Consider the following 20130-nt stretch of genomic DNA (forward strand, 5'->3'; position numbering starts at 1 on the left):
ATGTAATTGTTGACCAGGTTAGCTGACTGTCTGACCCCAGCGGCGTGCGGCTGAGGCTATCTGAGAGCTTCTGAGGTATATGGGTTCGACCGTGCTGGGATCGACAGTCTCACCGTTCTGGAGCTTCCTGTAGCCCATGTTCGCAATGGTTGAGACTCGCCGTGTTGGAGGATGGGAGTTGAGGACTACGGCATTGCTCCCGAGGCTGGCAGCCAGTTGCTCCTCGACGTCTGACACAGCCTCGCCGCAGTACAGCACGCCTGGCCCTGTATGGTTGAGGAACTCTTCAAGCGCGCTTACTTGCAGTGCCAGTTCGTCTGAGTTCCCATCTGTACGCCCTACGTACAGGCGGTTTCGACCCGCAGTAGTGATGGCGCATATGGGCATTCCAAGGCCCCTATACGGTTCGACCTCGATCTCCAGAGTGCCAACTGTGACTAGTGGAATTCCCCTGGTCGAGGCGATCGCCTTTGCTGTGCTCATCCCAACCCTAAGCGCGCTGAACGCTCCAGGGCCGGACGCCACAAAGACTGCAGTCAAGTCTGGAATGCGCGACTTTGCCTGTTCAAGTGCCCTGTTAATCGCCGGGGTCAACTCAACGGAGTGATTGCGTTCAGAGCGCCACGAAATCTCGATTCGCGACTCGCCTTCCACCGACAAGCCGACGGAGGCGTACCTGGTTGAGGTGTCTATCTGAAGTTCCAACAGACTACGAAGACTTGCTGAGTTGTGTCAGGGCTTCAAAAATCGCGCCGTGGCTATTGACTGCACTCTGAACGTTGAACTCCCTCTCATCGTCAGAAATGCTGGTGATTCGCACCAGAAGGTGCCCCTCTGGAAAGTAGCCGGGAGCCTTGTCAGCCCACTCGATTACGCAGACGCCGTCGCCGTACAGGTAGTCGTCCAGCCCCAATCCGTCTACCTCGTGGAAGGTGTCGAGGCGGTAGAGGTCCATATGGTAGACAGGAATGTTGGCTCGGTACTCGTTGACCAGCACAAACGTTGGACTCCGAGCGTATTCGGGTGACCCGAGTCCCCACACAATTCCCTGGGTGAGTGTGGTCTTTCCGGCTCCAAGGCTTCCCGACAGAAGCACGATGTCGCCAGGCCTGACATTCGAGCCGATCGCCCGGCCGACATCATGGGTCATCGAAGTGGAGTGTGAGTGGAGACTGATGTGCATGGAGTATTCTGATCGAATTTCCCTCGGTAGTATCCGATTCGAGGGCAGGGTAGGTTATGTCGATCGGTGGTCCCTCCCAACTCGTGTATTATATTCAGGCTGACTTAGCTCCAACAAGGCGAGGCACCGATTGAAGGCTCTGATAGTCTCAGACGTCCACAGCAACCTGGAAGCGTTTTCCAGTGTTATAGAGGATGCAAGGGACCGAGCAGGTTTCGATGAAATCTGGTCGCTGGGAGACCTGGTGGGATACGGTCCCGACCCGGCGGCTGTTATCGACCTCATCCGCGAACACGACCACCGTGCCGTTGCAGGGAATCACGATCTGGCCAGCATCGGTAAGTTGAGCCTTGAGGCCTTCAATGAACACGCCGCCGCGGCCAATACCTGGACGGCTCAGGTGCTGGATCAGGACAGGATTCAATTCCTCGGTGAACAGCCCCTCAGCCTGGAAATTGACGAGTTCACGATCGTCCACGGCAGCCCTCGTGACCCGATATGGGAATATGTGGTCTCCGAACGCGCCGCCGTGGCCTGCTTCAACCACTTCGACACTTACTGGTGCCTGGTCGGACACTCCCATGTCCCGTTCATTTGCCGCATGTCGGAAGACACCAGGGGAGCGCGCTTCTTCTCGCCGGTGTATGGGACACCGTATCCGTTGGAGGACCAGCGGCTGATAGTTAACCCCGGCGGGTTAGGACAGCCGCGGGACGGCGATCCCAGGGCGCCTTACGCCATTTATGACTCCGACGACGAGACCGTCACACACTTCCGGGTTGAGTACGACATCTCGGCAACCCAGCAAAAGATGCGCTTACACGGCCTGCCGCAGTTTCTCATCGACCGGCTGGCGGTCGGTCACTAGTCTTCGTTTCTGGGCGCAGAGGGCGAAAGGCCCCTCGCCTCGGACTTGCGGCGAGGTGGAAGCCCGCGGATCGACTTGACCAACTGCTTGACCAGCGCCTCATCATCCAGAGGGACCACGAGTCCATCGACTCCTGCATCCCTCAAGGCCATGAGGTCAGCATCAGATACAGCTTCACGCGCCTGTACAAGCATAACCCCACCAATCGAGGCGCCAACCTTCACAACGTTGACCAGTGTGCCGAAGTTAATTCCGCCTGTGCCGGTTCCCGAGGTATTGAGCGATCCATCTACCTTCAGGGACCTGAGCGCGGCCCCTGTCAGTCGATCGACAGGCTCATCGGTAGTGACGATGGTTCCGAGGTCAGGATGGCCCACTACGCCAGCGGGAGCAGAAGATTCGATCACGAGATAGTCGCAGCCAGCATCGATCAACGCATCGAGGTCGTCGTTGCCCAAGCTACTGCCGTTGGCTCCCCACACCGTGTCATCCGGCACACCGGTTCCGGCGGCATCGAGCACCGCCCTGGCCTCTGAGTCTGAGAAAACGATCGCGTCAACACCGTCAGGTAGCCCACTGGCGATGAGAGAAGCAGACTCACTCGCCGCAGTACTACCAATCAACGCCATAGTGGGTGGGGACTCGACTCGGCCGGTCAGCGCCCCGAATCCGATCGGCTGTGCCGACTGCTGACCAAGTCTTTCAATCAATTCGATAAGTTTGCTCATCCTCGGTAAGTTTCCTCTCGCCTTTGCGTACTCTCTGGACTGCGTGCGATTCTAATTGCTGGTACGTAGAGCGTTCAAGTGTGATGTTGCCAAAGGGTGAAGGCGGTATTACCCTATCCGCCGACACAGGAGGGCTAATTGCAGGCTCGACAGATCGACGGCAACTCACTTACGTACCTGATAGTCGAACCAGACGACTTCGACCCTCAGCAGGAATATCCCGCGGTTGTCCTGCTCCACGGTTACGGAGCTAGCATGAGAGACCTCGCTGGTCTGTCTACAATGCTCGACCGTACAGGCTACCTCTACTTCTTCCCAAACGCTCCCATCCAGTTTCCGATCGCTCCCAATGTGACCGGCTACGCTTGGACGCCCTCAGGAGGTTCAGCGGATGTTCATACTGCAGAGAGGGCAGCGGAACGGGCCGAAGAGCTCCTCGTAGGCTTCTACGACGAGATTGAGGAACGTCACGGTGTTACCGACGGCGGCATCGTCATGGGTGGCTTCTCTCAGGGTGGCATGATGACGTATAGGTTCGGTCTTCCGAGACCCGATAAGTTCCCCGGCCTGGTCATACTCAGCGGAAGAGTGTCCAACCCTGAGGGAATATCAGGACGTCTGCCCGAACACAGGGACCAGCCCATTTTTGTAGCTCATGGGACACAGGACACAGTAATTGGCGTAGAACACGCTCGGACTTCCAGGGACTTCCTTACTGAGAGCGGCTACTCCCCTGAGTACCATGAGTATCACATCGCCCATGAGATCAACAACGAAGTCATGGCTGACCTGGGCTCCTGGCTCAGAAATGTCATGCCTCCGCTCAGATAAACACAGCAGACGTGGACCCTGCATTGGTCCAGGACATTTGATAGACCGCCAGTTCATAGGAGCGCATGATGCCAACGTACCGCGTAAACAACATATTTGCTAAGAACCGGGAAGGGAAGAAAGGCCTTGGTCTGGGGCTCGTTTATCCGTCTTCAGAAGCCATAGAGCTAGTCGGCATGCTCGGTGGTTTCGACTACATAAACCTGGACGGCGAGCATGGGCTCTTCTCACCGGAGTCTATCGACGCTATGGTCCGGGCCGCAGACGGCTACGGTCTCACTGTGACCGCCAGGGTCCCAAACCTCATGTCTTCAACGATCAACCAGTTCCTTGATCGTGGGGTCATCGGTGTACTTGGGCCCCACGTAGATACTGCCGAGCAGGCTAAGCAGCTTGTAGACGCCTGCCGATTCGTACCCGACGGACAGCGCAGCTGGGGTGGCGGTCGAGGCACCTTCTACAATGACGGAGGCCTACTTGACCAGCCAGGCTTGAAGCGCACCGAGTATATGAAGCTCGCCAATGAGAACATGCTGGTCATGGCGCAGCTCGAGACTGCGACCGCGTTCTCAAATCTCGACGAAATCCTTGCAGTAGACGGCATCGACGCCTTCGCTTGGGGGTCAAACGACCTGGCGCAGTCTATGGGATATCCTGGTCAACCTGATCATCCCGAAGTCAAGGCGGCGGAAGCCTCGGTGGAAGATCGTATCCACGCCGCTGGGCGTAAGATGTCTACGGATATATCATCTGCGATCAATCTGCCTGAACTGATCCTGAGTGGGGCCAGGACATATCTCGAAGCTAACTCATAGCATTACCAGGAGGGCACGACATGGCGACGATGCGTGGCGCATTTTTCGACGGCGACGGAGGCATGGAAGTCAGAGACATTCCGAGACCCGAAGTGGGCAGGGGTGACGTAGTCGTTCGCGTCCGGTCCGTCGGCATATGCGGGTCTGACCTTCAGATGAATGTCGACAAGACTGAACCCGACAAGCTGCCGGCTGGACACGAGGTCGCCGGGGAGGTCGTCGAAATTGGGGATGATGTGGATTCGGCTCTGCTCGGAGAGCGCGTGGCCATTGAGATCATTGGGCACGGTCGCGCCTGCACTACCTGCTGGTACTGCCGGCAGGGACAGTTTCGAGCGTGCCAGAACATGGCCCCGAGTGAGGGCGGCGGCTTCGCAGAGTATATGAAGCGCCGTGCAATTGGTTGCTACCCTGTCGGAAACCTGACGTGGGAAGAAGCCGCGCTGGTCGAACCTCTCGCCGTCTCGGTACACGGGGTACGCCGTGGGCAGATGCAGGGCGGGGAAGTGGTAGCTGTCCTTGGGAGCGGCAACATTGGCCTGACGTCCATCGCGGCGGCCAAGGCTCTCGGCGCAGGCAAAGTGATCGCAACCGCCCGCTACGAGCAGCAGGCTACTATGGCAAAGTTGCTAGGCGCTGACGAGGTGTACTCGGATCGGGGCCCAGACTTCTGGGACGCAGTTGCAGAATCCACCGGCGGGCGTGGAGCCGACCTTACAATCGAGACCGTCGGCGGACACCAGTCCGCCACCGCTGCCCAGGCAGTGGAGGTAACCCGTGTACAGGGACGAATCGTCGTCGTAGGCGGCTTTCGCAGGCCATTCGAGTTCGATTTCCTGACACCGATGCTCAAGGAGCAGTCGATAGTCTTTTCATCGTGCTACAGCGTCCTCGACGGCCGGCATGACTACGAGCTCGCCATCGATATGATCGCTAGTGGGAAGACAGACCTCGAACAGATGGTAACCCATAAGTACGGCCTTGAAGACATCCAGAGCGCGTTCGAGACCGCCTACGACAAGAACAGCGGATCTGTGAAGGTACAGATCCTCCAGAACTAGAGACCACAGGGGACGCGAATGCTATATAGGAAATTCGGCTCATCGGACCTCGAGACCTCCGTCGTTGGATTCGGAGGGTGGCCCATGGGCCGTGGCCACTACGGGTCTTTTGACGAACAGCAGGTGATCAATTCAATCCACCGGTCGATGGACCTCGGCGTTACGCTCTTCGACACGGCAGCCGTTTACGGCTGGGGCGAAGGAGAGAAACTACTTGGCAGGGCCGTCGAAGGCAGGCGACAGGACATCGTAATCGTCAGCAAGGGAGGCCTCTCGTGGGAAGAGCCCGGCGCGCCGTCGCAGCGTGACAGCTCTCGTGAGGCGCTGGAGAGGTCGTTGAACGAGAGCCTGACAAGGTTGGGCACAGACTACCTGGATCTCTTCCTGATTCACTGGCCTGATGAATCGCGACCAATGTCCGAGCCAATGGAAGCCTTCTCAGATTTCCAACGGCAGGGCAAAATCAGGTACGGCGGAGTGAGCAACTTCAGCCCCCAGCAGATGGCTGAATGCCTGGAAGTATTCCCAATCGTCACCAACCAGGTTGGCTACCACCTGTTCGACTTCAGGCCCGAGCCCGAGATCGTCCCTTTCTGCCGGGACAATGGAATGGGAATCATGGCCTACGGCTCTCTGGCTCACGGCCTTCTGACGGGTACCATGACGCCTGACACCACCTTCGAAGACGACGACTGGCGCCGGAGCCTTATGGCTTTCGGTCAGCCGCTGTTCAAGGGCCAAAACTTCCTCGACAATCTAGCCAAGGTCAACCACCTGAAGGAAATCGCCGCCGACAAGGGTCTGACTGTTGCCCAGCTAGCACTCAGCTGGGTTGCCTCCGAATCCACCGTGTCGGTCGCCCTGGTTGGCACCAGACGGCCGGAAGAGATGGAAGAGAACGCGAAAGCCATAGAGTGGGTGATGACCCCGTCTGAGCGCGAGGAAATTAGGTCAGTCGTAACGGGGTGAACTCCCCTCACGGGGGGCCTTACGCTAGCTAGAGTTCCGAGGCGTCCGCCTCGGGGTATCTAATTGTGGCATGGGCCGCGTTGTTGGACACCATGCCACGATCGAGTGCCCGGGTAGTCTCGTAGCCGGCCGCGTAGTCAGGAGGTACTTCTCTGCGTCCTGGCGACCCTGCTCCCGTCCCTAGTGCTCTTCAGGTGCTTCCACACGGAGGTCGGGCACCCAATTCAGCCAGGAAGGGAGGTACCAGTTACCTCGGCCCAGCACTTCCATGCTCGCCGGCACCAGGATCGAGCGTACGAGCGTGGCATCCAGAAGAACGGCAATTGCGAGCCCGAATCCCATCAACTGGTTGACTATGGTCTCCCCAGAAGCAAATGCCCCGAACACGACCACCATTATCAGAGCGGCGCCAGTGATAATCCCCGCAGTAGAACGCAGGCCGTAGGCCACCGCTTCCGTGTTGTCCTCGGTCTCGTCATACCTCTCCCTGATACGGCTGAGCAGGAAGACGTGGTAGTCCATGGACAGTCCGAAAAGGATTGTAAACAGGAACAGCGGCAGCCACGCATCGATCACCTCTGCCTGGTCGAAACCAAACAGGCTGGCGCCAATTCCCTTCTGGAACACCAGCACCAGCAGTCCGTAAGTCGTACCTACTGACAGGAGATTCATGATGATGGCTTTCAATGGGATCACGATCGACCTGAACACCATCATCAGGATGACAAAGCTCAGTCCGAGAACAAACGCAAATACGATCGGCGTATAGCGGTCCACTATGCCGTAGAAGTCTGCCGACTCTGCCGTAAGCCCGCCTACGTAGACCTCCGCTGGTACCCCATCAAATGCTTCGGGAATCAGCTCCTCGCGTAGAGTAGCTATGTCGGCAGTGGCCGCCCGACTCGTCGACTCTCCCGGGAATGGGAGAGTAAGTAAAGCAAGATCTCCGGCATCGTTGACCTGTAATACGGGCGGTACAGAGAAGTCGGGCGACGCCACGATTGACTGCTGCAGCTTCCCAATTGCCTGCTGGACAGCTAAGTCGTTGACGTCGCCGTCGATGACGATCTCAGCTGGATTCAGAACACCCGCGGGGCTCACCTCGCCGACGGAAAACTCCTCCTCCAGGAGCAGGAATGCCTCCTTGGTCTCGGCACTGTCAGGGAACGTATTTACATCGTTGAGTCCGGTCTTTATGCCATCGATACCCAGGAATCCGAGGTCAAAATAGAACAGAGTGATGACGATCATGGGAACGCCAACGGCGAGAATGCTAATCGCAGGGAACCGCGTAACCGCCCGCGTAATGGACTCCCAGAAGCCGTCTACGGACGCCTCAGGCGTCTTCAGAGAAAACCTCGAAATGAAGGGTACAGTGAGGAAGTCTACCTTGGGGCCAAGTATCGCGAGGACAGCCGGGAGCAAGGTAAGTGTCGCCGCTAGAGACGCGATTACCACGAGTATGGCCCCTAGAGCGAGCGACTGGTAAAAGGACGCAGGCACAATGAGAAGGCCAATCAGCGCCAGTACCACCGTCGCGCCGCTGAAGAAGACCGTGCGGCCGGCTGTTCCCCCAGTCTTCGTGACTGCCTCGCGAACTGGAAGTCCTCGTTCCAACTCCTCCTTGAATCGCGACACTATTAAGAGGGAGTAATCAATTCCCACTGCCAGCCCAATCATGACGACCATCATGGTGACGAAGAAGACGAGCTGGTTGTACTGGCCGACTATCGCAACTGCCGCCATTGCAATCACTATGGAGACGATTGCAAGACCAAGGGGCAGCAAAGTTGCTACGACGGCCCCGAACAGCACCAACAGCACTAGCAGCGCCACTGGCACGCCGAACCGTTCTCCCTTCTCGAGGTCGTGCTGGGCCATCTCGTTGTTTTCGTAGGCGACGCTGGCGTCTCCTCCGATCAAGACAAGGAAGTCGTCAGCCTCGTTCGCTTCCTCGACCAGATGGAATACGGCCTCGACGTTGGCCGTAGCCTCCTGGGAATCTCCTGAAAGAGTGTAGTGGATCAACGCGGTCCGCCCATCCGCCGATACCATCAGGGGAAGTACCTGCTCACGGACCTCATCGGGAATGAGCGGCCCCGCCTCAGCCACCTGGTAATAGTGGAAAAACGGCTCGCCGTTGATACCGCCAAAAATAGTGTCTGGCCCTAACGAGACGATGGATTGGTGTACGGCTTCTACCTTGGCTCGAAATGCTTCGTCCTGCACAGTCAACGTTGGTGACTGCACGATAACGATTTCCGCAAGCCTCTCAGGTCCACGCAGCCTCTCTTCCAGGAGCGCTGCCGCCCTTTCAGACTCGTACCGTCCCGCCAGCCGGAAGTCAGTTGTAGTTGCGCTCGGCAGCAGGCTTTGAACCAGTCCGAGCCCTACGACAACGATGACAACCCAGACTATGACTGTTACCCACGGCCGCCGTACGCTGATTTCAGCCAGGAACTCCGTCAATACTCGCCCCCCTTGCTAGTGCATTACTACAGGGTCATTCCCGCTCCACCCTAGCACAACTGTCTCGCGTAACATACCTCGCTTCTACCACTGTTTTCAGGAACTTTGACCAACAGGTGACGTCAATGAGGTATCAAAGCTCTAAGAGGTTACAAAGCAGACCCAAATTGCAGTTGAAAATCTGGGAGCGGGCTTTCACTCTAGGAGAGCAGGTGATCTCTCGCGCGTTTGCACAAGGAGCAGGCCCAATCAGGTTCGTATCGAAGTTACTGAAGAAGGAATCCAGAGATGCTCGTAAAAGGTGGCGTCAGGGACTTCGTGGGACACGCCTATGGCTGATCGCTCCGATTACGGCGATCAGCGTCTACGTGCTCTGGCACTGGGCATTCGGAATAGGGACATACTTCGGAATCTCATTCGCAGTGGCCGCTTCACTTTCGATCCTGAGAGGTCACGTGCTCACCCATCCATTCAGGATGATCCTCGTCGCTTTAGCGGTGGTGATTGGCAGCCTGATCATCCCTGGAATTGGACTGGACGCCTGGCAAGCCCTTCAAGGTGGAGATACCCTCACGGCGATGCTCTTGGCAGGGGTCGTCGCATTGCTCTGGATGCTGAAGAGAAGGCTCGAGTCTGGCAGGGCGAAGGCCACTTGGGTCAGGCGGCAAGCCCGAAGATAGCAGGGCATTGCCCCTGATTCCCGCATACATTTGCTGACCACGAACGCGAGCCGCCTGAATCTTTGCCCTTGCATCACCTGTCAAAAAATAGGCGTACTACTTCCAGAACTTCCCCACCAGTGATTAGGCCGGCAAAGTAGTCCTGTACCGCTGCAAGTACTTCGCTTTCATCTATTGCCTCATTGACGTCGACATCGTAGGTGTCGCCTATTGTGCCGAGACTCACGTCCAGAACACTAATGGTCACGTCAATTGTCGCAACCTCTTGTGACTGATCAGTCGCGGTTACAGTCACGGAGTATTCTGTGACCCCGGACTCATAGTCCAGATTCGTTCCCGAGCCCACAAGAACCTGACCCGTTGCCCCGTCGATATCGAAGAGAGCCGCGTCTGAGCCGGTCATGGTGTAAGTGGGCGAATCGTCATCTATAGCCGCAACTGGGTTGCCAACACTGCCTCCGGCGGGCGTATTCTCCTCAACTGATCTCGTCGTGGTGCTTCCCTCTGCAAACGAAGGAAGTACATTGGCCGGCGTTCCCGATACGATATCAGACCACTCGCCAGGATCCCATTGATTGACTGCCCTCACTTCCACGTCATAAGACGTGTTACCAGCCAGTCCGGTGACCTCATAATCGAGGTTGCCGCCAACGGCAGAAGTCCACACTTCCCTGTGAATGTTCCAGTTTGCAATGAATTCGTAATTGTCATCGGAACGCTTGTAGCGCAGGTCATAAGCGGTCACGTCAAAGTCTGTTGTGTTATCAGGCTCACTCCAAGTTACTGACAGGGACCCGCGTCCCGGAGTAACTGGGGACACGATGGGAGCGTCAGGAACTGGTCTATGACCGTAGATCGATATGTCCCAGGACTCTAGAGTTCCTTCGCCCGCGTTAATTCGGTCGGTTATCCTAAGTGTCCACTCTCCATTCGGATCCTCTCCCAGGTGTCGAGCCGAGCCGAGCCGAACCTGAATGACCCATAAAGGGGAATGAAGTCCGTGTACGTGAACAAGTCTGTAGATGTATCGTGTGGGACAGGCAATCTCGATACTGCTCCCGATGGGGAGACAAGTTCAACTTCCAAGTCCCTGAATGACCGATGTCGAAGTTCGATGTTTACCTCAACGAACTCAGTAAATCCAATGTCGTTCTCCAGCGTGATTGAGCTGCTGACAGTGGTACTTTCCCCGTCCAATGTAGCGTCAGGAATAGTCGTACTGAGTTTGCCAGATGATGCGCCCCCAATCTCCAGATAGGGTACGTTTACCCATTCCGTAGCAAGCTCAACAGCCGCACCGGCGTCCACGAGACCGAATCCGAATTCGTGATTGAAGTGGTAGCGGTCCGCAGCAGAGCCTGACCTATACTTTCTGGCGCCATCTTCCCAGCCGGCATTGTTTGGATCGTTTTTCTGAGCGGAAGCCGCCAGGATGAGCTTGAGGTCACGCCACGTAAGCTCAGGGTTAACACTGCGCATCAGTGCGGCCACTCCAGAGACGACTGGAGCCGCGGCTGACGTACCCCCAAAGTCTTGCACATAGTTGTCTGAGTGCTCAGTCGTTACGACTCCGAACCTGCCTGCCAGACCGCGCACGCCCGGTCTCTCGTTTGATGGGGCACACACCCACAGATTTGCTCCCATCTCAGAATGTGGAGCTCTTGCCCCCCACCCTTGTACTGAGCAAGCTGCTGTTACACCGTAGTAGTTGGCATACTCGTCCAGGTTAGAGTCGTCGCCAAGCAGGTGGCCATTCCCTCCGCTGAATACGTAGAATGTGCCCTTACCTCCGTACCCGGTGTCCAGCCCTGACTCGATGGCCCGCTCCCACAGCGTGCTGACCCTCTTGGCTCGTACGCTCTGGCGAATCCCCCAACTGTTGTTGGACACTGCAGTTATGTCTGCATTCCGAGTCATCGCGTCGGCAAGTTCAGAGATTCGTGTGAAACCACTCAGAGGGTTGTACCCAAAGAGTGTGGCCCTAGGTGCGACCCCGCGCATTCCGACAGAGTTGTCACGAGCCGCAAGGATTCCTGCCACGTGTGTCCCATGGTGCTCCGATCTGTCGTATATCTCGTCTTCGTCGTTGTAGTCGTGACTTAGCGTGAGGTCGACATTATCCTTGAGGTCTTCGTGTCGGTAGTCCAGCCCTTGGTCCACAAGCGCGACGTTAACGCCTTCGCCCAGCGCACCGGCGTCCCAAGCGGACTCGATATTGATGTCGACGTATTCGTTACTTTCCAGATGCCACTGGCAGGCATATAGAGGATCACTGATCGAAGGGTTGTTCAGGGCCTGCGTCCTGGCATTGCAGGTGTCGAAGTACTGAGCGAATTGGACATCTTCACTTGCTACAATTGAGTATGGGACGGGCCTGGGTTCTAGTCTGCTTGCGAGTTTGACTCTTATGAAATATGTCCCGGGGCTGAGTCGTTCCCTGATGATGAGCCCATCACCGGGTACATAACCCAAGAAGCCATCAAACGAGTAGATATTCTCTCCCAACTCCGTACCGCTAGCGTCTAGTATCTCGGCGTCCAGTGAGACCTTACTTGACGTTACGGCATCAATAACCACATAGGTCTGCGTAGTAAAGTCGAGCCTCCAGTACTCCTCTTCTTCATCCTCGATTAGTGTGCCCCCCACTGGCGAACCTAAAGTGAGGTTCGTGGCAGTGTCCAGCGAGTTACCGGGATCAGTCACAGCATTCGTATGTAGGACATGGGTTTGCATATAAATTCGTGAACCCCAAAGTGCACGGGTCATTTTATAGACAGGGCGCTGAATTTATAGACAGGCCTCCGATTTTATAGATAGAGGCTGAATTTAGATGCAGACCCGTAGGACATATTCACCTGGGATTGGTCGCCAGCTCACGATCACCACATAGTAAACGCCTGGGGAGACTATCCGCCGAAGGTCGAAGTTCCTAGGTCCTTCCCGATGGGAGCCATCGTCATTGAACAGCAGGAGAGTCCCCTCGCTGTCATAGAGTCCACCAACCGTATCCACCTCCCCTGTGGTGTACGCCTAGATGTCAGTTACTCCAGTCGCCTGCGACAGGTCGATCTCGAAGACATCAATGTCGTCTCCTGGATCAATGCGACCTGAAATGGACGTGCCGAGCGTAATTGGCGTGGCTGTCGCGGGCGTGTTGCCGTGGTCGTCGGGTGATTGACCATGGATGCTATACGTGCCAGCGATGAGGAAAGTGGCCGTGACTGCCGTCAGGATCACAATCAACCATGCTAGGTGTGAGAAGACCAGACGCAGGGCGGCTCCTGTTCTGCTTAGTCGCATCAGGTCCGAGAACATGGAACTTCCGAGCCGAAGGAATATATTACTTCGGCTCTACCTCTCTGGACCAGTTGGGACTTGAGATCAGCACGCCATCCTGATTGGCTAGTTCGTTTGCGAGGTCGAGCGAGGGGAATCCCGAGTCTGTCTCAACTAGGAAGCCGTTTTCAATGAAGCCCAGTTCTGAGACCTGGTCTGCAGCGATGCCATGGTCCTCGAAGAAACTGTCTACTGCTGACTGATCCCATTCTGGATCCAGAGCAATCAGGACCCCTCCAGGAAGGGTCATAAGCCCGCCGCCGGATTCGGACTTGAACACTGGCCCATTATCGGTTCCATGCCGATCCTGCCTCTCGATGATGCTCTCGACGGCACCCTTGACGAGGACAACGTCCGAAGTCTCAATCTCAGTTGTCTTCTGGACGGTCAGGTCCTCTTGAAGCAGTACTGAGAGCGTCCGGTCACCGTCCTCCCACGTGTAGGCCTGACCCTGCGGCTGCGGAGGGGGTTCGGTTCGGCCAGTTGTCGATGTCGGAGCAGACTGCTGTGCACTCACCTCGGGCTTAGCAGGAATGTCAGGGAGGACCAGCTCGATCTCTTTTGGCTGATCGACAAGTTCCAACTTGGGAATCACCTGCGTTCCCGCCTGAGAAGCGGGAAGGGGAGTTGCTGTGGGATCCGGGTCCTCTGGTGGCTCTGAGGCCAGAACTCCATTGGAAACCAGAGCGACCGCAACCACGCCAATAGCCACGATGGCGATGGTGGCAACTATCGGAATGACGACCCTGCCGAGTTTCATGTCGTTTCCTTCCGCTGTCCAGGGCCCCGAAAGCCCTAAATCTCTTTCGATGTAAGACGAGTTCCACAGAGGGAACCTACAAATAGAGAGTATAGCCCAAGGAGGCGGAGTGTCAAAAGCTGAACCAGGAGCTATTGGCCGAAATTATGCGGGAAGTTGGATGTGCTGATAGGCTTTGGTTGACACTGCGGTCAAAGTGCGTGATACCTTGGGGATGATCCACAGAATCTAAGTCAATGCTAGTGTTTGCTGGCAACTGCGCGTGGGACAGTATTGGATACCAATGCTAACTACGGAAGGGAGGCATCTTGGGACTCAAGAAACTTGTCGGGGCATACTTGGTTATCGTCGGTGTTGTCGTAGCCGCCTTCTTCATAGTCAACTCGCTGTTGGCTGACTCCATCGACGTATTGAGCATCTGGTACGTCCTGGATGTACTGATGCTGGTAGGTCTAGTACTTGCGCTCGTCTTCAACTACCAGCGCAAAAGGGAAGTTGAGGCCGAAGGGCAGGCCGAATCGATAACTCGCTCCTACCTGGAGAGCAACGCGCTCTTCTACCTGACGTCTGCCGTGACAATCATCTTCCTCCACAACTGGATCTCGTTCCTTGCAAACGGTGCTGACAGCCTGGACGGCAACCACCAGGCATGGGTAATCTGGGCATTCGTTGACACGCTACTTCCGATTACTTTAGGCGTAACAGGCTGCAGACTCTGGAGGGAAGCGTCAAGTTCCTGAAGGTTGCAGAAGTCCATTCAGCAACCGGGCTTGCTATGCGCTAGGCCGATGCGTTCGCTTGCACATTAAGTTATTGGGGAGCTTCGCGCCCCACTAGGTCACCAAGCTCTCGCCGGTGTGCCCATAGTCTGACGCCCTCTGTTCCGTCAATGGTGGAGGATAGGTCGGAAATCGTCCGGTTAAGCACGGGATGAACTACGTCACCGGCGATTTCAGCGAGCGGTATCATCACGAAAGCCCTCTGCTCCATGCGCGGGTGAGGAATGGTCAGATCAGGATCAGATAGTCGCAGACACACGTCCCCATACAGGAGTATGTCCACGTCTATCAGCCTGGGGCCGTAGCGCCAGGTCGGAGTGCGACCGATTTCCTGCTCTACTCGCTCGATCCGTTTCAGAAGCTTGACGGGTGAAAATCGCGTTTCTACTTCCACCACGCAGTTCAGAAAAACCGGCTGGTCAGTGTAACCCCAGGGAGCCGTCTCGTAAATCGATGACGTTGCGACGACAGTAAGTGCTTCGGGGTCTCCGAGCCGTATGATCGCCTCTCTGAGACTCGCATTTCGGTCACCGATGTTGGAACCCAAACCCAGATATGCCGTGACCATCTCATCATTCATCTGCGCCAATCTGGTGGCCTCCATCCGCGGACAATAGCGTCGCTCATACGGCTCACGCGGACCATCTCCTTGACGTCATGCACTCTTACGATGTCGGCTTCCCCTGCAATGGACAGCGCCACCGTCGCGGCGGTGCCTTCTACCCGCTGTTCCAAAGGGAGACCAAGTATACTACCAATTGTCGACTTCCGGGACGTCCCCACCAGTACCGGGTGACCTAGAAGCTGGAATTCAGAGAGCCTCCTCAGCACCTCCAGGTTGTGGTCTGCGCTCTTACCGAATCCGATTCCGGGATCAAGGATGATCTGGCTCTCGGCTATGCCTGCGCACTTTGCTATTGAGATGCTTCGTGAGAGACTGTCGATCATGTCCGGCAGCAGGTCTCGATACTTTCGTGTCTTCTGGTTGTGCATGATGATGATGGGCACATCGTACTTGGCTGCGACGTCAGCCATCTTTGGGTCAGCCTTCAGCCCCCACACGTCGTTGAGAATATCAGCGCCTTCCTCCAGTGCCCGGAGAGCCACATGGCATTTGTACGTGTCTACGCTGATGGGCACTCTTACCTGATTACGCACTGCCCTTAGTGCGGGGATGAGTCGCGCCAGTTCTTCCTCGTCGCTAATGGGGGATGAGCCTGGCCTTGTTGACTCAGCACCGATGTCGATCATGTCGGCGCCGTCGCTCACCATTCGCACGGCCTGGTCGACTATCGCTTCGATGTCAGTGTCGAGGCCATCACCCGAGAATGAGTCCGGAGTGACGTTTACGATACCCATTACGTAAGTGCGCCGTCCCCATTCGAGAAACTCTCCATTCGAGACTGTCATTCCCGTTAGGACATGGTCTTCAAAGGGATTCATTCTCATATGGTACCTGGATACTTGTAGTGGTCAGCGAGTTTCCTCGGTCCTTTCAATGACGTAAACACCCCCATCCAGAGAGACTACATACAGCTCACCCTCCTGGTCTTCGCCGAATGTCGAGATGCTCAGGTCTGTATCGATCAGCAGGGTGTCCTCTTTGCTGTCTGGGTCATACGACCATATTTTACCGCTACAGAAGTCTCCATAAACATATGATCCGTACAATCCCGGTATTCTTTCGCCACGATAGACGTAACCGCCAGTGATCGAGCAGCCGCCAGCGCGCCCGTATTCGGTTACCGGAAGTTCCAGGCCCTCCCTGCTGCAATTCTCATTGCCCCGCCCGTAGCACAGCGACCCTTCCATGACATTCCATCCATAGTTGAGGCCAGGTTGGATCACATTCACCTCTTCGCGTTCGTTCTGGCCGACATCCGCTGCCCACAGGTCTCCCGTGTCACGGTCGAAGGTGAACCTCCACGGGTTTCGGAGTCCGAATGCCCACACCTCGGGCCTTACCCCGTCCTGACCAATGAGGGGATTGTCGTCTGGAATGGCATATGTCCCCGCTGAAGCCAGGTAGGATACGTCAAACCGCACTATTGTGCCGAGGAGAGTCCCTGGATTCTGTCCATGGTCCCTCGGGTCACCGGCAGACCCCCCGTCGCCAAATCCAACGTAGAGATAGCCATCTGGCCCGAAGAGCAGTTGGCCCCCGTTGTGATTGGAGTATGGCTGTGCGACTTCGAGAACGACATGTTCGCTATCTGGTTGAGCCACGACCGGGTCAGCAGTACTTACAGAGAATCGGGATACCACTGTCCTCCTTGGGTTTGCAGCCGTGTAGTTCACGTATATGTAGGGCTCTGATGGAAAGTTGGAGCTCAGCGCCAGGCCGAGCAGCCCTTCCTCCCTTCCACGATCGCTCACGCGGCCTTCTATGTTCAGGAACTCGCTGACCATCCATTCGTCGCTCTTCGAGGTAACCGACAGGACTCTGCCGGATTGTTCTACTATGTAGCCATCCGATGTTCCGTCTACAGGGAAAACAAGGGCAATGGGTTTATCGAAGTCCAGGCCGCCCAGAGCGGGCATTAACTCAACCTCCGGATTGACGAGATTGGAATCACTCGGTTGAGCGGTTTCTGTCGAGCAGCCGATCACAAGTAGAACCGCTACGAGCATGGGAAAGCAGTACACCCTCATAAGACGATTCTAGCCTAGCTCGCGACGTTCTCCCAACGCGCGGTCTTTGAATGGAGGAAGTAGTTTCAATGGGACTGTTAGTCGCACAGGGAATTGCGGGTATGGTGGCTCTGGTCGCGGTCGCATGGGCAATTAGTGAGAATAGGCGCGCATTCCCATGGCGAACTGCAGGAATTGGGCTGGCTGTCCAGATTGGTCTCGCTCTGCTTCTCATCAAGCTGCCAGGTTCCCAGACTCTGTTCGTCTGGATTGGAAACGGAGTCGATGCACTCGTACGTGCGACTGAGGCCGGTACGTCCCTGGTCTTCGGTTACCTCGGCGGCGGGCCACTGTCTTTCGAGGAGTCGTATCCCGGCGCATCCTTTGTCTTTGCCTTCCGTTCTCTGCCGTTGGTGGTCTTCATTGGCGCTCTCTCCGCAGTCCTCTATCACTACAGAGTGCTTCCATTTGTCGTCAGGGGCTTTGCCTGGGTGCTGACAAAGACCCTGGGGATCAGCGGGGCAGCAAGCTTCTCTACCGCAGCGAATGTATTCATCGGTATGGTCGAAGCGCCTCTACTGGTTCGTCCTTATCTACTAACCATGACCCGTTCAGAACTCTTCATCGTTATGACAGGAGGCATGGCAACCATTGCTGGCACGGTCTATGCCTTGTCGCCTCGTTTCTGGATGGGATCATTCCTGACCCCGCAGGTCACCTTCTAACGGCTTCGATCATCAGCGCCCCTGCCGCCATCGTAATTGCGCTGATACTACTCCCTCGAACTGGGGTCGAATCGAAAGATGCCGAGGTGGAATTCGATCAGATCTACGAGAACGGCGCTGACGCGCTAGCACGTGGTGCGATTGATGGACTCCGGCTGTTCGCATACATCATCGGGATGCTCATAGTTCTCGTGGCTCTAGTTGAGTTCATCAATATCGTACTTGGACTCCTACCTGACATACTGAACGGTCCCCTGACAATGCAACGAATACTCGGCTGGCTTCTAGCTCCAGTCGTGTGGCTACTTGGCATTCCCTGGTCCGAGGCAACCAGTGCCGGCCAGTTGCTGGGCACCAAGGTCGTCCTCAACGAGCTTGTTGCCTACGTGCAGATGGCAGAGCTACCTGCTGGCAGCCTCAGCGAGCGCAGCTCGTTGATCATGGCCTACAGCATCTGCGGATTTGCCAACTTTGGGAGCCTCGGGATTATGATTGGTGGAATCGGAGCTATCGTTCTTGAGAGGCGCCTGGAGATCGCCCAACTGGGCATGAAGTCCATCCTGGCCGGCACGATGGCGACCTGCATGACCGGCACCATAGCTGGTCTGCTGTACTGGTAGGGGAACCAGCCCGGCCCACGTCAATTCCTCAAATTCCACAAAATTGCCTCCAAATGACCAGAATAATTCTTGGTTGTTTTCTTAAACTTTGTTTAATCTCTCATCATGACGCAGGCGGCGACAGTCACTGATAGTTATGACGCAGGACTTCTTTGGGAACTGCCGGAGATCCTGTGGGGCAAAGTTGCTCCCTACGTCAAGCTGCCAAACAGGTACCTGATCGGCCTGAGCCTCGGGCACTTACCGCCGGTATGGCCACTGCTGCTTGACCTGGCCCGCACCTGGCAACTCACCTGACTACTGGTTCGAATTAGAACCAATTGGAGGACGTCCAATGCTGACGAAGAGCCTTGAGGCACTCTCCCGACCGGCTACACACTCCGCGCGTACCTCATCGGCGCGATGTGTTACTCCCGAGCTTCGCAGGAATCGCACGGCGAGCCTCCTGGGTCTGCAGGCGGTAGCCTCGACTGACATGCCCCTGAGCGGAACCTGTTCCATTGAGCATGGCGTGCTTGCGAATGACCACCGCTCGAAGCGGCAAGGCAGCGTACGCTAGCCTCCATTTGGTGACCCTGTGAGGGGTCGCTGCCAGACCAGTATGTGGCCTCTGCCAGGGCACAGACTCGATCGCCCTCCTGTCATTTGAGCGACTTCGCTCACCTGCAACACGTTATTGCGTGTAAAATGTGGCGCCAAGAGAATCAGTTCACCGCAACTTTGCAGGAGACTACCAGAATGACAGACCTCGTACTCAGCACCGCCGTTGCAAACTATGGCCACACTGTACCGCTGAAAGACGGCAGCATCGGATCATCGATGTTCAGCATGGAACACACCGAAGTCTCTCCCGTTCCCATGATCTTCAGGCGAATGGTGCGTACCCTCGAGTTCGACGTTGCCGAAATGGCTCTCTCGACCTATCTTTGCGCACGAGCCCACGGCAAGCGATTCACTGCGCTCCCGGTCTTTCTGACCCGCGACTTCTACCACGGGATGCTGTCCTACAACGTCCACAGTGGCATTGAAGGGCCGAAGGACCTGGAGGGCAGGAAGGTAGGCGTACGCAGCTATACGTTCACCCCAGGCGTCTGGACCCGAGGCATCCTCCAGAGCCAGTACGATGTCGATCTCTCTGCCGTCAGTTGGGTCATCTCCGGCGACGAGCACGTGGCGGAGTACGAGGCACCCGCGCACGTGACGTACTCGGAGAGCAGCGACCTCGGGGAGATGCTGCTTTCAGGTGAAATCGACGCCGCCATTGGCGCGCCTCCAACTGGCTCGGATGACATCCGTCCACTCTTCCCAGAGGCGGCTCAGCTCGACGCCGACTGGCACTCCAGCACCGGAATCTACCCGATCAGCCACCTGCTCGTGGTCAAGGACGCGCTGCTCGAGTCGCATGGTGACCTTGCTACTGAAGTCTTCAACGTGTTCGGCACAGCCAAGGACGATTACATCGACCGCCTGCATACCGGAGATACTTCAGCCCCCGGGACCGAGCAGCTGCTCAGGATGGCCGGGATAGTCGGCAACGAGAAAGCGCTGTCCTACGACTTCGAGGCCGCCCAGAGTACGATCGAAACCTTCGTGGGATTCAACGTCGACCAGGGAGTGATCCCGGAGGCCGTCGACCCCATAGACCTGTTCCCATCGGAGACGATCTAGCGGGCTG

20 protein-coding genes and 1 pseudogene are annotated in these 20130 nt (G+C 56.5%); 10 read left to right on the forward strand and 11 right to left on the reverse strand.

Annotation, left to right across the window (positions count from 1 at the left end; genetic code table 11):
* Positions 1-18: 18 nt before the first annotated feature.
* Both tsaB and tsaE read right to left on the reverse strand, forming a co-directional pair.
* Positions 19-705 (reverse strand): tRNA (adenosine(37)-N6)-threonylcarbamoyltransferase complex dimerization subunit type 1 TsaB, encoded by a 687-nt coding sequence (gene tsaB, locus J4G14_02350; protein ID MCE2456645.1) that lies wholly within the window; start codon positions 703-705, stop codon positions 19-21.
* A 4-nt stretch (positions 706-709) separates the two neighbouring features.
* Positions 710-1183 carry a tRNA (adenosine(37)-N6)-threonylcarbamoyltransferase complex ATPase subunit type 1 TsaE gene (gene tsaE, locus J4G14_02355; protein ID MCE2456646.1) on the reverse strand — a complete coding sequence of 158 codons (474 nt, stop codon included), beginning with the start codon at positions 1181-1183 and terminating at the stop codon, positions 710-712.
* Between the two features lie 130 nt (positions 1184-1313).
* On the opposite strand from tsaE, the gene J4G14_02360 reads away from it, so the two are divergent.
* Entirely contained in the window at positions 1314-2051 is a 738-nt protein-coding gene (locus J4G14_02360) for a metallophosphoesterase family protein (protein ID MCE2456647.1), read from the forward strand.
* On the opposite strand, the gene J4G14_02365 is transcribed toward J4G14_02360, so the two are convergent.
* Entirely contained in the window at positions 2048-2779 is a 732-nt protein-coding gene (locus J4G14_02365; protein ID MCE2456648.1) for a hypothetical protein, read from the reverse strand. The genes J4G14_02360 and J4G14_02365 overlap by 4 nt on opposite strands.
* 138 nt (positions 2780-2917) lie before the next feature.
* Here J4G14_02365 and J4G14_02370 point away from each other — a divergent pair, with 138 nt between their 5' ends.
* The 4 genes from J4G14_02370 to J4G14_02385 all read left to right on the forward strand — a co-directional run bounded on the left by J4G14_02370 (position 2918) and on the right by J4G14_02385 (position 6455).
* Positions 2918-3610 carry a hypothetical protein gene (locus J4G14_02370; protein MCE2456649.1) on the forward strand — a complete coding sequence of 231 codons (693 nt, stop codon included), beginning with the start codon at positions 2918-2920 and terminating at the stop codon, positions 3608-3610.
* Positions 3611-3678: 68 nt separating this feature from the next.
* The gene (locus J4G14_02375) at positions 3679-4425 is read left to right on the forward strand and encodes a hypothetical protein (GenBank protein MCE2456650.1); all 747 of its coding nucleotides are present in this window, start codon (positions 3679-3681) and stop codon (positions 4423-4425) included.
* 20 nt (positions 4426-4445) lie between these two features.
* The gene (locus J4G14_02380) at positions 4446-5486 is read left to right on the forward strand and encodes a zinc-binding dehydrogenase (protein ID MCE2456651.1); all 1041 of its coding nucleotides are present in this window, start codon (positions 4446-4448) and stop codon (positions 5484-5486) included.
* An 18-nt stretch (positions 5487-5504) separates the two neighbouring features.
* On the forward strand, positions 5505-6455 hold the full coding sequence (locus tag J4G14_02385) for an aldo/keto reductase (GenBank protein MCE2456652.1): 951 nt from the start codon (positions 5505-5507) through the stop codon (positions 6453-6455).
* A 180-nt stretch (positions 6456-6635) separates the two neighbouring features.
* Here J4G14_02385 and J4G14_02390 read toward each other — a convergent pair whose 3' ends face one another.
* Positions 6636-8924: an MMPL family transporter gene (locus tag J4G14_02390; protein MCE2456653.1), complete on the reverse strand. Its 2289-nt coding sequence runs from the start codon at positions 8922-8924 to the stop codon at positions 6636-6638.
* A gap of 167 nt (positions 8925-9091) precedes the next feature.
* On the opposite strand from J4G14_02390, the gene J4G14_02395 reads away from it, so the two are divergent.
* Complete coding sequence (locus tag J4G14_02395; GenBank protein MCE2456654.1) at positions 9092-9604, forward strand: hypothetical protein; 513 nt, start codon at positions 9092-9094, stop codon at positions 9602-9604.
* 73 nt (positions 9605-9677) lie between these two features.
* Here J4G14_02395 and J4G14_02400 read toward each other — a convergent pair whose 3' ends face one another.
* The 4 genes from J4G14_02400 to J4G14_02415 all read right to left on the reverse strand — a co-directional run bounded on the left by J4G14_02400 (position 9678) and on the right by J4G14_02415 (position 13700).
* A complete protein-coding gene (locus J4G14_02400; GenBank protein MCE2456655.1) occupies positions 9678-10424 on the reverse strand; it encodes a cadherin domain-containing protein in 747 nt (248 codons plus the stop codon).
* Positions 10425-10510: 86 nt separating this feature from the next.
* Positions 10511-12250 carry a S8 family serine peptidase gene (locus J4G14_02405; protein ID MCE2456656.1) on the reverse strand — a complete coding sequence of 580 codons (1740 nt, stop codon included), beginning with the start codon at positions 12248-12250 and terminating at the stop codon, positions 10511-10513.
* A gap of 384 nt (positions 12251-12634) precedes the next feature.
* On the reverse strand, positions 12635-12919 hold the full coding sequence (locus J4G14_02410; GenBank protein MCE2456657.1) for a hypothetical protein: 285 nt from the start codon (positions 12917-12919) through the stop codon (positions 12635-12637).
* A gap of 25 nt (positions 12920-12944) precedes the next feature.
* Complete coding sequence (locus J4G14_02415; GenBank protein MCE2456658.1) at positions 12945-13700, reverse strand: hypothetical protein; 756 nt, start codon at positions 13698-13700, stop codon at positions 12945-12947.
* 308 nt (positions 13701-14008) lie between these two features.
* On the opposite strand from J4G14_02415, the gene J4G14_02420 reads away from it, so the two are divergent.
* Positions 14009-14440, forward strand: a complete 432-nt coding sequence (locus tag J4G14_02420) for a hypothetical protein (protein MCE2456659.1) — start codon at positions 14009-14011, stop codon at positions 14438-14440.
* Between the two features lie 70 nt (positions 14441-14510).
* On the opposite strand, the gene folK is transcribed toward J4G14_02420, so the two are convergent.
* From folK to J4G14_02435, 3 genes are all read right to left on the reverse strand, one after another.
* Positions 14511-15047: a 2-amino-4-hydroxy-6-hydroxymethyldihydropteridine diphosphokinase gene (folK, locus tag J4G14_02425; protein ID MCE2456660.1), complete on the reverse strand. Its 537-nt coding sequence runs from the start codon at positions 15045-15047 to the stop codon at positions 14511-14513.
* An 8-nt stretch (positions 15048-15055) separates the two neighbouring features.
* The gene (gene folP, locus J4G14_02430) at positions 15056-15889 is read right to left on the reverse strand and encodes a dihydropteroate synthase (protein MCE2456661.1); all 834 of its coding nucleotides are present in this window, start codon (positions 15887-15889) and stop codon (positions 15056-15058) included.
* A 63-nt stretch (positions 15890-15952) separates the two neighbouring features.
* Complete coding sequence (locus J4G14_02435; protein MCE2456662.1) at positions 15953-17020, reverse strand: PQQ-dependent sugar dehydrogenase; 1068 nt, start codon at positions 17018-17020, stop codon at positions 15953-15955.
* A 179-nt stretch (positions 17021-17199) separates the two neighbouring features.
* Here J4G14_02435 and J4G14_02440 point away from each other — a divergent pair.
* The 3 genes and pseudogenes from J4G14_02440 to J4G14_02450 all read left to right on the forward strand — a co-directional run bounded on the left by J4G14_02440 (position 17200) and on the right by J4G14_02450 (position 20123).
* Positions 17200-18455, forward strand: a pseudogene (locus J4G14_02440) (nucleoside:proton symporter).
* A gap of 105 nt (positions 18456-18560) precedes the next feature.
* Complete coding sequence (locus J4G14_02445) at positions 18561-18752, forward strand: hypothetical protein (protein ID MCE2456663.1); 192 nt, start codon at positions 18561-18563, stop codon at positions 18750-18752.
* Between the two features lie 441 nt (positions 18753-19193).
* Positions 19194-20123: an ABC transporter substrate-binding protein gene (locus J4G14_02450; protein MCE2456664.1), complete on the forward strand. Its 930-nt coding sequence runs from the start codon at positions 19194-19196 to the stop codon at positions 20121-20123.
* Positions 20124-20130 lie beyond the last annotated feature (7 nt).

It is taken from the genome of Dehalococcoidia bacterium (assembly GCA_021295915.1).
GTDB lineage: Bacteria > Chloroflexota > Dehalococcoidia > Lucifugimonadales > UBA1123 > VXRN01.

Bases quoted from the DNA above. Each gene is read 5' to 3' on its own strand.
- J4G14_02450 (MCE2456664.1), top strand. From the start codon at position 19,194: ATGACAGACCTCGTACTCAGCACCGCCGTTGCAAACTATGGCCACACT.
- folK (MCE2456660.1), bottom strand. From the start codon at position 15,047: ATGGTCACGGCATATCTGGGTTTGGGTTCCAACATCGGTGACCGAAAT.
- J4G14_02435 (MCE2456662.1), bottom strand. From the start codon at position 17,020: ATGCCCGCTCTGGGCGGCCTGGACTTCGATAAACCCATTGCCCTTGTT.
- J4G14_02445 (MCE2456663.1), top strand. From the start codon at position 18,561: ATGACGCAGGCGGCGACAGTCACTGATAGTTATGACGCAGGACTTCTT.
- folP (MCE2456661.1), bottom strand. From the start codon at position 15,889: ATGACAGTCTCGAATGGAGAGTTTCTCGAATGGGGACGGCGCACTTAC.
- tsaE (MCE2456646.1), bottom strand. From the start codon at position 1,183: ATGCACATCAGTCTCCACTCACACTCCACTTCGATGACCCATGATGTC.
- J4G14_02385 (MCE2456652.1), top strand. From the start codon at position 5,505: ATGCTATATAGGAAATTCGGCTCATCGGACCTCGAGACCTCCGTCGTT.
- J4G14_02415 (MCE2456658.1), bottom strand. From the start codon at position 13,700: ATGAAACTCGGCAGGGTCGTCATTCCGATAGTTGCCACCATCGCCATC.
- J4G14_02380 (MCE2456651.1), top strand. From the start codon at position 4,446: ATGGCGACGATGCGTGGCGCATTTTTCGACGGCGACGGAGGCATGGAA.
- J4G14_02365 (MCE2456648.1), bottom strand. From the start codon at position 2,779: ATGAGCAAACTTATCGAATTGATTGAAAGACTTGGTCAGCAGTCGGCA.
- J4G14_02375 (MCE2456650.1), top strand. From the start codon at position 3,679: ATGCCAACGTACCGCGTAAACAACATATTTGCTAAGAACCGGGAAGGG.
- J4G14_02410 (MCE2456657.1), bottom strand. From the start codon at position 12,919: ATGTTCTCGGACCTGATGCGACTAAGCAGAACAGGAGCCGCCCTGCGT.